At 68.5% G+C, this 14,988-nt stretch carries 13 protein-coding genes; 4 read left to right on the top strand and 9 right to left on the bottom strand.

Annotated features, from left to right (window positions below):
* The first annotated feature begins 5 nt into the window (after positions 1 to 5).
* Both ACSQ2B_RS22485 and mnmA read left to right on the top strand, forming a co-directional pair.
* Positions 6 to 944 (top strand): flagellin, encoded by a 939-nt coding sequence (locus ACSQ2B_RS22485; protein ID WP_436053439.1) that lies wholly within the window; start codon positions 6 to 8, stop codon positions 942 to 944.
* Between the two features lie 49 nt (positions 945 to 993).
* Entirely contained in the window at positions 994 to 2,178 is a 1,185-nt protein-coding gene (gene mnmA, locus ACSQ2B_RS22490; RefSeq protein ID WP_436053441.1) for a tRNA 2-thiouridine(34) synthase MnmA, read from the top strand.
* 31 nt (positions 2,179 to 2,209) lie between these two features.
* Here the strand turns inward: mnmA and ACSQ2B_RS22495 are convergent, their stop codons facing one another.
* Together ACSQ2B_RS22495 and ACSQ2B_RS22500 are read right to left on the bottom strand one after the other, a co-directional pair.
* Positions 2,210 to 2,695 (bottom strand): SRPBCC family protein, encoded by a 486-nt coding sequence (locus ACSQ2B_RS22495; protein WP_436053443.1) that lies wholly within the window; start codon positions 2,693 to 2,695, stop codon positions 2,210 to 2,212.
* 69 nt (positions 2,696 to 2,764) lie between these two features.
* The gene (locus tag ACSQ2B_RS22500) at positions 2,765 to 3,331 is read right to left on the bottom strand and encodes a DUF3617 domain-containing protein (protein ID WP_436053444.1); all 567 of its coding nucleotides are present in this window, start codon (positions 3,329 to 3,331) and stop codon (positions 2,765 to 2,767) included.
* A 133-nt stretch (positions 3,332 to 3,464) separates the two neighbouring features.
* Here ACSQ2B_RS22500 and ACSQ2B_RS22505 point away from each other — a divergent pair, with 133 nt between their 5' ends.
* Positions 3,465 to 3,737 (top strand): GNAT family N-acetyltransferase, encoded by a 273-nt coding sequence (locus tag ACSQ2B_RS22505; protein WP_436053446.1) that lies wholly within the window; start codon positions 3,465 to 3,467, stop codon positions 3,735 to 3,737.
* Positions 3,738 to 4,028: 291 nt separating this feature from the next.
* Here the strand turns inward: ACSQ2B_RS22505 and ACSQ2B_RS22510 are convergent, their stop codons facing one another.
* The 4 genes from ACSQ2B_RS22510 to ACSQ2B_RS22525 all read right to left on the bottom strand — a co-directional run bounded on the left by ACSQ2B_RS22510 (position 4,029) and on the right by ACSQ2B_RS22525 (position 6,222).
* Entirely contained in the window at positions 4,029 to 4,328 is a 300-nt protein-coding gene (locus ACSQ2B_RS22510) for a hypothetical protein (protein ID WP_436053448.1), read from the bottom strand.
* A gap of 281 nt (positions 4,329 to 4,609) precedes the next feature.
* Complete coding sequence (locus tag ACSQ2B_RS22515) at positions 4,610 to 4,816, bottom strand: hypothetical protein (RefSeq protein WP_436053450.1); 207 nt, start codon at positions 4,814 to 4,816, stop codon at positions 4,610 to 4,612.
* 133 nt (positions 4,817 to 4,949) lie between these two features.
* Entirely contained in the window at positions 4,950 to 5,150 is a 201-nt protein-coding gene (locus ACSQ2B_RS22520) for a hypothetical protein (protein ID WP_436053451.1), read from the bottom strand.
* A 127-nt stretch (positions 5,151 to 5,277) separates the two neighbouring features.
* Positions 5,278 to 6,222, bottom strand: coding sequence for an aldo/keto reductase family protein (locus tag ACSQ2B_RS22525; RefSeq protein ID WP_436053453.1), 945 nt, complete (start codon positions 6,220 to 6,222; stop codon positions 5,278 to 5,280).
* 445 nt (positions 6,223 to 6,667) lie between these two features.
* On the opposite strand from ACSQ2B_RS22525, the gene ACSQ2B_RS22530 reads away from it, so the two are divergent.
* Positions 6,668 to 10,234: a PAS domain S-box protein gene (locus ACSQ2B_RS22530; protein ID WP_436053455.1), complete on the top strand. Its 3,567-nt coding sequence runs from the start codon at positions 6,668 to 6,670 to the stop codon at positions 10,232 to 10,234.
* 72 nt (positions 10,235 to 10,306) lie between these two features.
* Here ACSQ2B_RS22530 and ACSQ2B_RS22535 read toward each other — a convergent pair whose 3' ends face one another.
* The 3 genes from ACSQ2B_RS22535 to ACSQ2B_RS22545 form a co-directional block, all read right to left on the bottom strand.
* The gene (locus ACSQ2B_RS22535) at positions 10,307 to 12,361 is read right to left on the bottom strand and encodes an ATP-binding protein (RefSeq protein WP_436053456.1); all 2,055 of its coding nucleotides are present in this window, start codon (positions 12,359 to 12,361) and stop codon (positions 10,307 to 10,309) included.
* Positions 12,362 to 12,562: 201 nt separating this feature from the next.
* Entirely contained in the window at positions 12,563 to 12,793 is a 231-nt protein-coding gene (locus ACSQ2B_RS22540) for a lipoyl domain-containing protein (RefSeq protein ID WP_436053458.1), read from the bottom strand.
* Positions 12,794 to 12,807: 14 nt separating this feature from the next.
* Positions 12,808 to 14,850 (bottom strand): alpha-ketoacid dehydrogenase subunit alpha/beta, encoded by a 2,043-nt coding sequence (locus ACSQ2B_RS22545; RefSeq protein WP_436053460.1) that lies wholly within the window; start codon positions 14,848 to 14,850, stop codon positions 12,808 to 12,810.
* Between the last annotated feature and the right edge of the window lie 138 nt (positions 14,851 to 14,988).

Below are 14,988 nucleotides of genomic sequence, written 5' to 3' on the forward strand. Positions count from 1 at the left end.
CTGCCGTGAACCGCGTCTCGACTTCGGGCAACTACGCCACCGTGCTGGCCAACCTCACCAAGGCCCAGCAGAGCCAGATCTATTTCGGCAACCAGGTGGCCACCCAGAGAAAGGGCGCCGACCTCAAGGCCTATGCGACCACCGCCGACACGCTGACCGCCATGCATACGGTGCAGGCGCGGCTGAAGAGCTATCAGGAACAGAACACCGTGATCGGCGACCGGCTCTCGAGCCAGGACGTGGCGCTGAACCAGGTGACCGGCGCCGCCGGCGCGATCCGCGAGGCGCTGGCCAATGCGCTCGCCACCGGCAGCGCCGAGACCATGATGACCGACATCGAGGCCCAGGTGTCCGGCGCGGTCGAGGGTATGAACTCGCGCTACAACGGCAAGTATCTGTTCGCCGGCGGCCAGGTGGACACACGGCCGGTGTCGCTCAATTCGATCGCTGACCTCACCGATCCGGTCCTGCCGGCGGCTCCCGTCGACGTCAGCAGCTTCTTCCACAACGACGACTACAAGATGCAGAACAAGCTGGACGACTCCACGACGGTGACGACCGGCGTGCTGGCGTCGGACATCGGGACCGAGCTGCTCACGGCGCTGCACACGCTGCAGAATTCGCCGGTCGGTCCGTTCAGCGGCAAGCTCACCGAGGCCCAGCAGGTCTGGATCCAGGGGCAGCTGGGGACCTGGGACGGCTTGCGCTCGGACCTGACGACCATGACCGCGGCCAACGGCCTCACCCAGAAGCGGCTCGACACCAGTAAGGAGAACGTCGTCTCCCAGGACGTCACCCTGGCCGGCATGGTGGGCGACATCACCGACGCCGACATGGGCCAGGCCGCCACCCAGCTGCAGATGGCCCAAATGGCGGTGCAGGCTTCCGCCCACGTCTTCCAGGCCCTCCAGGGCGCGTCGCTGCTGAGCATCCTGCCGGCTTAAGGCGCCCCACCCCTCGCAAAGCCTTGGCGTCACAGCTAAATAGGCGGTCATGACGACCGCTTCCGCCCTGTTGCGCGACGCCCCCGACGGCCTGATCGAGGCCGCGCGCGAGGCTGTGCGCCTGCCGGTGGGGACGCGGATCGTGGCGGCCATGTCCGGCGGGGTGGACTCCACGGTGACCGCCGCGGTCCTGGCGCGCGCGGGCTACGACGTGGTCGGCGTGACCCTGCAGCTCTACGACCATGGCGCGGCGATCCAGAAGAAGGGCGCCTGCTGCGCCGGCCAGGACATCCACGACGCGCGGACCGCGGCCGACGCCATCGGCATCCCGCACTACGTCCTCGACTACGAGAGCCGCTTCCGCGAGCAGGTCATCGAGGACTTCGCAGACTCCTATCTGCGCGGCGAGACGCCGATCCCCTGCATCCGCTGCAATCAGACGGTGAAGTTCCGCGACCTGCTCGACACCGCCCGCGACCTGGGCGCCGAGGCCATGGCCACCGGCCACTATGTCCGCCGCGAGCAGGGGCTCGCCGGGCCGGAGCTGCATCGCGCCGCCGATCCGGCCCGCGACCAGAGCTACTTCCTGTTCGCCACCACGCCTGAGCAGCTCGCCTATCTGCGGTTTCCGCTTGGGGGATTGCCCAAGCCTGCGGTGCGCGCCGCCGCCGCCGAGCTGGGCCTCGCGGCGGCCGACAAGCCGGACAGCCAGGACATCTGCTTCGTTCCCGAGGGCCGCTACACGACCGTGATCGACCGCTTGCGGCCGCACGGCGCGGAGCCGGGCGACATCGTCCATATGGACGGCCGCACGCTCGGCCGCCACGAGGGCGTCACCCGCTACACCATCGGCCAGCGCCGGGGGCTCAACGTGGCCGTCGGCGATCCGCTGTTCGTGGTGAAGATCGACGCCGACCGTCGCCAGGTGATCGTGGGGCCGCGAGAGGCCCTGCTGACGCGCGCGCTGACGCTGAAGGAGGCCAACTGGATCGGCGACGGCGCCTCGATCGAGGCCGCCTGCGACGCCGCCCGCCCGGTGCTGGCGCGCGTGCGCTCGACCCGCGAGCCGATGGCCGGGCGCCTGGGGTGGATCGACGGCCAGGCTGGCGTGCTGTTCGACGGCGCCGAGGAAGGCGTGGCCCCCGGCCAAGCCTGCGTCCTCTACGCCCCGGAAGCTCCGACCCGGGTGCTCGGCGGCGGCTTCATCGCGGGCGCGGTGCGCGGCGAGGATTAGATCCTCCCTCCCTTAATGGGGAGGGAGGGCCTCAGAGCGTCTTCGCCAGCGCCTCCAGCTGCTCGGCGCAGACGCCCCAGCCTTCGTGGAAGCCCATCTCGACGTGCTGTTTGACGGTGGCGTCCGTCCAGTGACGGGCGCGGGCGATGTAGAGGGTCTCGCCGTTTCCGGCGTCCTCAAAGGTGATTATGCCGGTGAACATCGGGTTTTCGGTCGGGACCCATCCCTCGGTGTAGGCGTCGGTGAAGACGAGTTTCCGGTTCGGGACCACCTCCAGGTAGACGCCGTCGTTCGGGAAGGACTCGCCGTCGGGGCCGTGGAAGATCGTCTGGCTGACGCCGCCGGGGCGGACGTCCATCTTCACCACCTCGGCGTACCAGGGCTTGGGGCAGAACCACTGCGGGATCAGGGCGGGATCGGTCCAGCAGCGGAACAGCGCCTCGGGCGAGGCGGCCAGCTTGCGGGCGATCACCAGTTCGCGGTCGCTCTCGGGCTTGATCTCGACGGGGGTAGCCATCTTGGGTCTCCTTTTTGGTTCAGCTCGGGTTGCTGGCCCAAGGACGGACAGGGGCGTAGGTCGCCGACATCAGCCCGTCGGAATTTTCATCATGTTGAGCTTCACGCCGCCGGGCAGGAGCATGTCGCCGGGCTCCATGCCGGCGGGGCAGGGCCCCCGCCAGTTGGCTTCCAGCGTCATCTCGTGGGTCCCGTTCATCTCCGGGGCGCGGGCGCCGGAGATGCTGCTCTCGGCGCTGACCTTGTAGGACTTGGCGAAGTCGCCGGTGACCTCGCCCTTGGTCGCCGTCTTGCCGCCCTCGCCCATGTCGCAGGTCGAGGCGAATTCCCAGCCGCCACCGAGCCGCGGCGCCATCCTGGTCTGGCTGCAGGCGTTCTTGCCGGCCTGCTGACCCCAGACGGTGAAGCGCTGCTCCACCGCGTGATCGATGCAGACCTGGCTCACCTGGGTCATGCCCCGGGTCGAGATCTTCTGTTCCCAGAGGCCCGGCGCGCGCTCGGGCACGGCGGCGGGCGTGGCGGTTCCGGAGGTCGGCGCGGCGCCGGGCGGCGCCGGAGTGCGGGGCGCATTGGCCGGCTTCCTGTCGCAGGCGGCGAGCGCGAGCAGGCCGGCGGCGAGCATAAGGACTTTGCGCATGGTCCAGGGACCTCCCATTTCTTGTTGGGGCGCAGCTTCGCGCCGGGCCGGGCTGGGATCAATCCGCGCCGCGCCGCCGTTGTCCTTCAGATGTCTCGCATGAGACGCTCGGGGCGAGCAGAGGTGAAGATTGATGAATGAGCTGCGCAACGACCATGTGCGGTCGCGTTACGAAATGGACGAGCAGGGCCAGACCTCCTACGCCAACTATCGTCTGCAGGGGGACCGGCTCTACGTCGACTATGTCTTCGCCCCGCCCGCCCTGCGCGGCACCGGCGCGTCCGGCCGGCTGATGGCGGCGCTGGCCGCCGACGCCCGCGAAAAGGGCCTGAAGATCACCCCGATCTGCGGCTACGCCGCCGCCTGGCTGCAACGGAGCCGGGAGTTCCGGGATCTGGTGACGTAGGCGCGAATTCGCGTCAGCGGCGAAGACAGTGAACAAAGATCGTTAATCGGCGCGACCAACCGGCGGGCGCTTCGAGCGTCACGCGGGGGATCAGCGCATCGGCTCGGAAACGGCCTGCGGCGGCGCGGCCGCGCCTTCGTACGAGTGTCTAGGATGTCCCCCGGTCCCGATCTGGGACGGGGCGCCTGTCCCGGATCGGGATGGCGCCGCCGGCGCCTGGCCGGCCTCCCGGGTTAACGGAAGGCCTTCGCCAGGCGCCGCACTGCAGACCTGTTAACCTCTAGGCCCGCTTCAGATCGTGCGGGCGACGATGGCTTCCAGCGTCTGGACGCGGGCTTCGCAGTCTTCGACCAGGCGGCGGGCGATGTCGCGCACGCCCGGCGGATAGGCGTCGCCGCCCTCGGCGATCTCGGCGGCGATCGTCTCGACCTCGACCATGGCCGTGCTCAGGGCGCGGATGTGGTCCTTGGCGAGAGTCTTGGCTTCCAGCTGCAGGCGACGGACGCGCTGCGCAACGGTTTCACTCTTCGGGGCCGCGACGGTGGCGGCCTTCATGTCGTTATCGGCGACGACGCTCAGAGACGGTGACATGCGATAATTCCTCAAATCCCCAACCCAGGTGTTCGGCCGCGACCCACGATAGGCCGCCTCCAAAGCCGCAAGCCCTGCTGTTTCATCTACGGACGAGAACAGCTCAGGTTCCCTGTCATACGCACGATCGGCGCCAGGTTTTCGCGGCTAAGGCGAAGGTGGGGATTCGGCGCCACGGTATGAAGTTAACGCGGGCGCCTGGCGGCCGGTTTTTTCCTGTGGACGATATCAGCGAAGCTCCTGGCCCAGCCTGGAGCGTGACGGCCGCCGCAGTGGCGGCTCTAGTCTTCGCGGCGGTTCGCGGCCTTCCAGCGCAGGCAATCCAGCGGCATCACCTGGACGGCGGGGCGGCGCTCGTCCTGCAGCCAGGCCTTGCCGTCGGCGACCGCCATGACGCGATAGATCGGCAACCCGCCGGCGTCCGCCGAGACCAGATCCCCCACCGAAACGGCGTCCTTCGCCAGAAGCACCCAGTCCAAGCCGCGCATCGAATTTTCCTGCCGATGACGCCCGCCACAGCAGCGGACCGTCAGCAGCTATAGGCACAGCAGGGTTGCGACTGCCTGAAGAGGGCGTTTACCCGCCGTTCAGATTCGGCCAGGCCGGTCATTCGGCCGGGCCTCAGCTGTGTTTTGCGGCCTTCCAGCACAGACGATCGAGAGACATGAGCTGAGGAGTGGGGTGACGATCTTCCTGCAGCCAAGCCTTGCCATCGGCGACGGCCAGCACGCGGTAGATCGGCAGTCCCCCTGCGGCGGCGGACACTAGGTCACCTGGCGAGACGGCGTCTTTTGCCAAAGAAGTCCAGTCTATGGCGTTCATCGAAATCTTCCTTGCGATGACATCCTAACGCCGTCGAATCTCAAGGAATTCTCTTCTGACAGAAATGCGACACAATCAACGGGAGCGATATGTCGCGGCCAAACTCAACCGTCGCTGGCCGGCGCGATCAGCCCCGCAGGGCCTCGATGATCGTTTCCGCCCGCTGGAACAGCGCCGGGTCGACCTGGAGGTCGGCGGCCGCGGCGTTGTCGTCCAGCTGCCCAGGCCGGCTGGCGCCGACGATGGCGGAGGCGACGTTCGGTTCGCGCAGCACCCAGGCCAGGGCGAACTGCGCAAGGCTGCAGCCCGCCTCTGCGGCCAGCGGCTTGAGCTCCTGCACGGCCGCCAGGACCTGGGGCCGCATCAGGTCGTTCATGCTGTGGCCCATGCGGTCGCTGGCCGCGCGGCTGTCGCCCGGCGGCTTGGCGTCCGGCGCATACTTGCCGGTCAGCACTCCCTGGCCGAGCGGCGACCAGACGATCTGCGAGACGCCGCTTCTGGCGCTGAGCGGAATGACCGCCTGTTCCGGCTGGCGGTGCAGCAGGGAATATTGCGGCTGGCTGGAGACGAACCGCTCGGCACCGGGAACGGCGAGGGCGGCTTCGATCTGCGCGGGCGACCACTCGCTGAAGCCGATGTAGCGCGCCTTGCCGGCCCGGACGACCTCGCTCAGCGCCTCCATGGTCTCCTCGATCGGCGTCTGGGCGTCGTAGCGGTGGCATTGGTAGAGGTCGACGTGATCGGTCCGCAGGCGTTGCAGCGAGGCGTCGATCTGCTTGTGGATCTGCTCGCGCGAGAGCCCACGGTCCGTTTCGCTCATCGGGAAGAAGACCTTGGTCGCCAGCACATAGCTGTCGCGCGGACGACCGCTCAGCGTCTCGCCGAGCATCGTCTCCGCCGCGCCCCGACCATAGATGTTGGCGGTGTCGATGAAGTTGATCCCCAGGTCGAAGGCGCGGTTCACGCAGGCCCGGCCGGCGTCCGCCTCCACGCCGACCCCGTAGGTCAGCCACGACCCCAGCGAAATCACCGAGACGTCGAGATCGCTCGCGCCGAGCTTCCGGTACTTCATGATGTCCACCTCGCTCCGACAACCTTGGCTGCCGATTGCAGGCTCGATATGGGGCCCCGTCGACGGACCGGCTAGGCGCCATTTCGGCAGGACGAAGCTAGCACGCTACGCTTGTGGACGAGGATCTCGCGTAAGAAGACATCATCATCATTGGCGCGAGCACGCCATGTCCCGACATCTTGGCGGACTCATGAACTGGGCGAGCGGGAAGCGGGGAAGTTTCCGCACAAACTCTATGGATACTTAGGGGTAGACGGAAATGGGCTGCATAAAGGCCTGAGTCTTGGCGCTAGGGGTCTTGAGCTGGCTTAGCTATGCGCGGGAAACGTGCGGCTACAAACTTGATGTGGATTAGATATGCGCGCAATGCGTGCGACGCTGTGTCAGGGATACTTGAGCTCCGGGTTCCGACAGGTTCGCCAGCGACGAGGCGGAGACCTGATCCATGGCGGACATCGAACGCGCTCGGCTCAAGGCGCTGCAGTCCTATCGTGTGCTCGACACGGCGCCGGAGCCGGCGTTCGACGAGATCGCCGACATCGCGGCGCACATTTTTCATGCGCCGATTGCGCTGGTCTCGTTCGTCGACGACGAGCGGCAATGGTTCAAGGCGCGGGTCGGCCTCGAGCTTCAGTCCACGCCTCGCGACGACGCCTTTTGCGACCACGCCCTCCGTCTGCCCGCCAACGACGTCCTGGTCGTAGAAGATGCGCGCGCGGACCCTCGCTTCGCCGGGAATCCTCTGGTGGTCGGCGCCCCGTTCATCCGCTTCTACGCCGGCGCTTTGATCACCAGCCCCGACGGTCGCCACCTCGGCGTGCTCTGCGTGATCGACACCGAGCCGAGGGCGCGGCCGACGCAGGCAGACCTCGCCCGCCTGCAGAGCCTGGCCCGCCGGGTGGTGGACCAGCTGGAGCGGGCGCGCCTCGAGCGGGTCCTGGCGGACCAGCAGAGGATCGCCGCGATCGCCGAATCCATGTCCGGGGTCGGTCATTGGCGCCTGGAGCTGAAGGGCGGGGCGCCGACCTGGTCCGACGAGGTCTACCGGATGGTCGGCCTCCCGCCGGAAAGTCGGTTTGAAGGCGATGATCGCATCCTGGCCTTGCTGAAGGGCGGAAGCGAGGAGGCTCGGGCGGCCTTCGAACAGGCCGTTCGCAATCGTTGCGGATACGACCATCTCCAGCGCCTGCAGCTGCCCGACGGCCGGGTCCGGCGCCTGCATGCGCGGGGCGCGTGCGAGGTGGACGAAAGCGGCGAGGCGGTCGGCTTCATCGGCGTCGTGCAGGACGTCAGCGAGGCCTACGCCGCGATCGAGACGGCCCAGACGAGCCGGGCGCGCTACAAGCTGCTGGCCGACAACATGGCCGACGTGGTCACCAGCATCCGGCTCGACGGGTCCGCCAGCTATATTTCGCCGGCGGTCCGCGACCTGCTCGGCTATCGGCCGCGCGAGATGGCCGGCCGCCCGGCTCAGGACTTCGTCCATCCGGATGACCGACCGCAAGTGCTGGCGATGTTCGCCGAACTGGCGGCCGGCCGGCCCGACGCCACCCTGCAGCATCGCGCCCAGCACCGGGACGGCCGCGCGGTATGGGTGGAGACCCGTTTTCGCCTGATCCGCGACGCGGCGGGCCGGCCCCAGGAGATGGTGGCGGTCATCCGCGACATCTCCGACCGACGCGCCTTGGAGGAGGAGCTGGCGACCAGCGAGGCGCGGGCTCGACGCGTCATCGCCGAGGCGAGCCAGGCCATCGTCTGCATGGACGAAGCCGGGCTGATCGTGGACTGGAATCACTATGCCGAGGCGACGTTTGGTTGGCGGGCGGACGAGGTCATCGGGAAGTCGATGAGCGGCCTGGTCGTCCCAGACCCGGATCGGGACAAATACGCCTCCGGTCTGGCGGAGTTGCTCGCGACCAGCGAGGCGGCGTCGGTTGACCGCCGCGTCGAACTCGTCGCGCTGAGGAAGAGCGGCGAAGTCTTCCCCATCGAGGCCGCGATCACGGCCATCCGTACGCCCCAAGGCTGGCGCCTCACTTCGCTGATGCAGGACATCAGCGAGCGCAAGGCCCAGATGGAAGAGTTCGAGACGGCTTTCGACTACGCCTCTGTCGGCATGGCGCTGGTCAACCTCGAAGGCGGGTTCAACAAGGTCAACCGGTCGTTCTGCGGCATCGTCGGCTATCCGGAGGACGAGCTGCTGGCGCTGGACTTCCAGCAGATCACCCACCCCGACGATCTCGAGGACGACATGAGGGAGCTGCGCCGGCTCCTCGTCGGCGAGATCGACAGCTACACCCTCGACAAGCGCTACATCCGGAAGGACGGTCGGCCGGTCTGGGTGCATCTGGCCGTGGCGCTCGTCCGCAGTCCGGACGGCGCGCCGCGCCACTTCATCGCCCAGGCGCAGGATCAGACGGCCCGCGTCGAGGCCCAGGAGGCCCTGGAGCGCCAGACCCAGGCCCTGGCGGCGACGACGGCCCAGCTCGCGACGGCGAAGGACGCCGCCGAGGCCGCCAACTGCGCCAAGTCGGAGTTCCTGGCCAACATCAGCCATGAGCTGCGCACGCCGCTGAACGGCATCATCGGCTTCTCCCGCCTGCTGGCCGAAAGCCCGCACCTGACCAGCGAGGATCGACGGCGTCTCCTTCTCGTGCGCTCGGCCGGCGAGGCGCTGAACAGCCTGATCAACGACGTGCTCGACTTCTCCAAGCTGGAGGTGGGCGCGGTCCGGCTCGAGATGGTCCCGTTCAGCGTCGGGGACATGGTCTCCGAGGCGCTCTCCATGGTGGAGCCCCAGGCGGCGGAAAAGTGCGTCGACCTGTGCATCAGCGGAGACGATCCGGGGGTGCTGTTCGGCGACAACTATCGCCTGCGCCAGGTGTTGCTGAACTTCCTGTCGAACGCCGTGAAGTTCACGACAAAGGGGACCGTCACCGTGGACCTGGGCGCGGCGCCTCAGCCGAACGAGCGCCTGCGCCTGCGGATCGAGGTCATCGATCAGGGCGTCGGCATCGATCCGGAGAAGCTGCCGAAGCTGTTCCGGCGCTTCTCGCAGGCCGACGGGTCGGTGACGCGCACCTTCGGCGGCACCGGTCTTGGCCTCGCCATCTCGCGCGAGCTGATCGAGCTGATGGGCGGGCGCATCGGCGTGGAAAGCGAACCCGGCCGCGGATCGACCTTCTGGTTCGAGGTGGAGCTGCCGCGCGGAAAGACCGAGCCGCGGCGCGAGAAAGCGCCCCTGGGACGCGCGACCTTCCCGGGTCGCCGGATCCTGGTGGTCGACGACGTCGCGCTGAACCGCGAGCTGTTCCAGGAGATGCTCCAGCGGCACGGCTGTGAGGTTCATCTCGCCTGCGACGGACAAGAGGCCGTGGAGGCCGTGGCGCGCGAGCCCTACGACCTCGTGTTGATGGACATCCACATGCCGCTGATGGATGGCCTCGCCGCAACCCAGGCGATCCGTGGGGCGGGATCCAAGCAGTTGCCGATCATCGCCCTCACCGCCAGCGGGACGCCGGAACAGGTGGGCGGCTGCTTGGCGGCGGGCATGGACGGCCACCTTCTCAAGCCGCTTGCGCCGCAGGACCTTGAGCGTGCCCTGACCCGCGTCTTTCACGCATCGACCCTGCCGGCGCCGGCGCCGGCTTCCGCCCGATGCGTCGAAGAGGAGGAAGCTCAGGAGATGTTCGAAGCCTCCATGGGGCCGGCGATGACGATGAAGCTTGTCCGCATGTTCCACGAGCAGCTCGCGGACCGCTTCCTCGTGGACGACCGGACAAGGCTGCAGGACGATGCGCACAGGATCGCCGGCAGCGCCGGCACGCTGGGCCTGTTGACGCTGGGCGAGGCGGCGACGCGGTTGGAATCCCTCTGCCGGGAGGGTGAAGCCTATGCGACGGGCCTGGCGTCGGTGCGCGCGGCCGCCGAGGCGGCGAGGTCCACGCTCCAGGCCTGGGACGAGCGCCTCGTCCGACGCGCCCACGCCGTCGAGTTCGCCGAGACGTTCTGAGCCCGCTGGGGCGGCCCGAACCTCTGGAGTCGGTTAGGCGCAAGCGAGAGCGGCTTCGCCGCTCGAACGCGATCAAGCCGGCGGGGCCGTCCCGTCCGACGCCGCGGCGGCGTCCACGCGCTCACTCTGGGCCGTGATAGCCCCGCTCAAGGTGCGCGCCAGGCTCTCCGCCGAATAGGGCTTGGCCAGCAGCGTGAACCCGTGACGGCCCTCCTCGGCCAAGACATGGCTGTAGCCGCTGGTCAGGATCACCGGCAGGCCAGGATAGTGACGGCGGATCGATTGCGCGAGCTCGACCCCGCTGACCCCGGGCATGACGACGTCGGAGAAGACGACGTCGAACGAACGCTTCTCTTCCTGCAGTCGCTGCAGGGCCTCTTGGGCGTTGGTCACCCAGGTGGTTCGATAACCGAGGTCGTGCAGCATGCCGGTCGAGAAGGCGCCCACCTCCAGATTGTCCTCGACGACCAGGACCCGGGCGCCGCGCGCGGAAACCCCTGGCGCGCGGGGCTCATCGGGTTCGGCCTCAGGCGCCGGCGTCTTCAGCGTGCGCGGCAGGTAGAGCGTGAAGGCGGCGCCGCCGCCGAGCCGGCTCTCGATGTCGATCTCGCCGCCGGACTGTTTGGCGAAGCCATAGACCTGGGACAGGCCCAGCCCGGTCCCCTTTCCCACGTCCTTGGTGGTGAAGAAGGGCTCGAAGACGCTCTGCATGTGCTCCGGCGCGATGCCCGAGCCGGTGTCGCGCACCGTGACCGCGACGAAATCTCCCGACGCGCCGGGATGCCGCCGCACGGGGGGGAGGTGCGACACCCGATCGACCTCAATGGTCAGCCGGCCCATCCCGTCCATGGCGTCGCGCGCGTTCACCGCCAGATTGACGAGCGCGGTTTCGAACTGGGCGATGTCCGCTTCGACGGCGCATGGGGCCTGGGGCGCGCGGGTCTCAATCTGAATGCCCGGACCGACGAGCCCCCGGACCAGTTCCGCGACGTCGGAGATGCGCTCCTTCACGTCGAAGACCTCCGGGTCCAGCGGATGGCGGCGGGCGAACGCCAGCAGCTGGCCGGTGACCTTCGTGGCGCGTTCGACCGTATCGGAGATGGCCTGGATGTAGCGCGCGCGTCGCGCGTCCGACAGGCCGGGCCGCGCAAGCAGGTCGATGGAGGAGCGGATGATCGTCAGCAGGTTGTTGAAGTCATGGGCGACGCCGCCGGTCAGCTGACCGACCGCCTCCATCTTGTGCGCCTGCCGGAGCGCCTCCTCATTGCGCAGGCGTTCGGTGATGTCGCGCCCCACGGCGTAGACCAGGCCGCGCTCGGGCGAGGCGCGCCAGGAGATGTAGCGATAGCCGCCCTCCCGGTGGCGGACGCGGTTCTCGAAACGCAAGGTGACGCCGCCGGCGGCCAGCCGTGAGACCTCCGCCCGGGTGGAGTCGACATCGTCGGGGTGGGAGAGGTCCAGGATGTTGGTGGCGCGGAGCTCGGCCTCGGTCCAGCCGAGCGTCGCCGTCCAGGCGCCGTTGACCGCGATGAGCTTGCCCTCGGCGTCGCTGACGCTCATCAGATCCGTGGAGAGCTGCCAGATGCGGTCGCGTTCCTCGGTCCTTTCCGTGACGCGCTGCTCGAGGGAGCTGTTGAGCTGTTGAAGCTGGGCCTCACGGTCCCGCAGCTGCGCCTCGACCTCCTGGCGCCGGCGGGCTTCGCGCGCGCTGGCGGTCACGTCCTCGGCCGCATGGATGATGTGGGTCACCGCCCCGTCCGGGCCGAGCAGCGGCCAGTTGATCGGACTCCAGTGGTGTTCCTCGAAGGTCCCGTCCGAACGCCGGATGTCATAGCGTTGAATCGGCATCCGGTCGGGGGCGCGGGTCCTGAGGACCCGCTCCAGGGAGGCGCGCAGGTTCAGGACGCCATCGGCGGCCGGATCCTGCGGGTTGTCGGGAAACAGCTCGAACAGCGGCCGGCCGATGGTGTCTTCCCGGCGCGTCATGGTGGCGGCCAAGCGGTCGTCGGTGACGGCGACCATCGTGAAATCCGGGTCGGCGGCCAGCAGGACGTAGTTGCCTGGCAGCGCTGCGAACAGCGCCTGCGGGTCGAGGGGGGCGACCCCTGTCGGAGCGGGCGAGGTCATCGGGCCGACACTCGGCGTCGTTAGTCGGACGGGTGGATCCACCCGGCTCTCACGTGCGCCTCCATCTAGCGGGAAAGCGCGAGAATTATCAATAGTTTCATGCCGATAGGCGAGTTCTGGATTAATTCCCGTCCTGCGTGTCCCCGATGTCTGTGACCTTCCCCCAAGGACCGTAAAGAGCCATCAGCTCCTCCGCGCCCCCTACACGATCTCCCCGATATCGTGCCCGACCGGGTAGATTTCGCCGGCCGCAGCCTTGTGCACCAGCGTCCCCGAGACCGGCGCATTGACCTCCTGCGAGGCCTTGGAGGTCTCCAGGACGTAGATGGGGTCGCCTTCGGTGACGGCGGCGCCGTCGGCGACCAGCCATTCGGCCAGGCCGCCTTCGGTCATGGCCATTTCGAGACGGGGAATGGTCAGCGGGGTCGACATGCGGGGACCTGTCCTTAGGCTTTGAAGGCGAGCACTTCGCGCGCGCGTGCGGCGATGGATTTGGCGGCGGGGATCTGGTTCATCTCGATCTCGCGCGAATAGGCGATCGGCGCGAACGCCGCGCCCAGCCGGCACGCCGGCGCCTTGAGGGTCGAGAACAGCTCTTCGTTGATGGTGCTGGCGAGCTCGCCGCCGAAGCCGCAGAACTCGGTCGCGGCGTGGACGACCAGGGCGCGACGGGTCTTCTTCACGCTGTCCAGCACGCGCGCGTAGTCCAGCGGCACCAGGGTGCGCAGGTCGATGACCTCGGCGCTGACGCCCTCCTTCGCCAGCTCCTCGGCGGCGGCCAGGGATTCCTGCACCTGCCAGCCGTAGGCGATCAGGCTGATGTCGGCGCCCTCCCTACGGACCTTCGCGACGCCGAGCGGGATGCGGTAGTCCTCCAGCGGGACCTCGCCGCGCACCCCGCGCAGCAGCTTGATGGACTCCAGCTGGATGCAGGGGTCCTCGTCGAAGATGCAGCTGAGCAGCAGGCCCTTGGCGTCGAACGGCGTCGAGGGGAAGGCGACCTTCAGGCCGGGCGTGTGGGTGAGCCAGGCCTCCAGCGATTGGGAGTGCTGGGCGCCGAAGCCGCCGATGCCGCCGCCGACCATCATGCGGATGGTCATCGGCACATGGGTGGCCGCGCCCGACATGTAGCGCTGCTTGGCGGCGTGGTTGAAGATCTGGTCCAGGCAGACGCCGGCGAAGTCGTTGAACATGATCTCGGCCACCGGCCGCATGCCGACCAGGGCCGCGCCGATGCCGGCGCCGATGATGGCGGTTTCGGCGATCGGGGTCGGCCGCACGCGCTTGTCGCCGTACTTGGTCTGCAGGCCCTTGGAGGTGGCAAAGACGCCGCCGGGCGGATCGCCGATGTCCTCGCCGAGCAGGAAGACGCCCTTGTCCTTCTCCAGGGCGATGTCCTGGGCGCTGACGATGGCCTCCAGCATCAGCATCTTCTTGGTCTCGCCCGTAGGCTCGACCTCGGCCGCGCGAAGCGGGTGGTGGCCGCGGCGGGGTGGCGTATCCGGATCGGCGTAGACGTCGACCAGGGTTTCGGATTCCGGGGTCGCCGGGCTTTCCAGCGCCTTGGCGATGGCGGCGTCGACCTCGGCGGCGGCGGCCTCGTCGATCGCGGCCAGCTGGGCTTCGGTCTGGACGCCGGCTTCCAGCAGCAGGGCGCGGGTGCGCGGCACGGGCCAGGCCTGCTTGGCGGCCTTCAGCCCCTCGGCGGTGACCTCGTGGCTGTCGCCGACGCCGGCGTGCGGGCCCAGCCGGAAGGTGACGGCCTCGACGAAGACCGGGCCCTGGCCGGCGCGGACCTGCTCGATCACCGCCTTCATGCCGCGGTGGAAGCCGGCGACGTCGTTGGCGTCGAGCCGCACGCCCCTGAAGCCATAGCCCTCGGCGCGCGAGGCGAAGTCCTTGGCGGCGGTGTAGCCGGGGATCGGCGTGTACTCGCCGATCAGGTTGTTCTGGCACAGGAAGATGACCGGCAGCTTCCAGACGCCGGCCAGGTTCATGGCCTCGTGCACCGCGCCGATGCTGGTGGCGCCGTCGCCGAAGTTGACGATGGTCACGCGGTCCTCACCGCGCGACTGGGCGGCCAGCGCCAGTCCGTTGGCGATCGGCGCGCCGGCGCCGACGATGGCGGTGGTCAACATGGAGCCCGAGGATGGGTCTGAAATGTGCGGCGAGCCGCCCTTGCCCTTGTTGACCCCGTCGATGCGGCCGAGCATCTCGGCGAACAGCCCCTCCAGGGTCACGCCCTTGGCGACCTGGTCGTGTATGCCGCGGTAGGTGGTGACCATGTAGTCGCGGGCGCTGATCAGCTGGGCGATCGTCGCCGGGATCGATTCCTGGCCGGTCATCGGCCAGTAGCTGAACATGAACTTGCCGCCGGAGAGGCCGGCCTGGATGGCCTTGTCGACGGCGCGGATCCGCGACATCTGGCGGTAGATCTCCACCAGGACGGCGGGCTCGATTCCGAGGTTGGTGTCGGTCAGCAGCGTCATGGCGGGGCTCCCTTGGGCGGTTTTGTTGCTTTGGATGGGTCCGAGGGGGCTACCCGGATAGGCCCGAACGCCCCCTCAGTCCGCTTCGCGGACAGCTCCCCCGCTGCGCGGTAGAGCATCTTCGGCCCAGATCCTCCA

Origin of the sequence: Phenylobacterium sp. LjRoot225 (assembly GCF_964252855.1) — a bacterium.
Classification (GTDB): Bacteria; Pseudomonadota; Alphaproteobacteria; order Caulobacterales; family Caulobacteraceae; genus Phenylobacterium.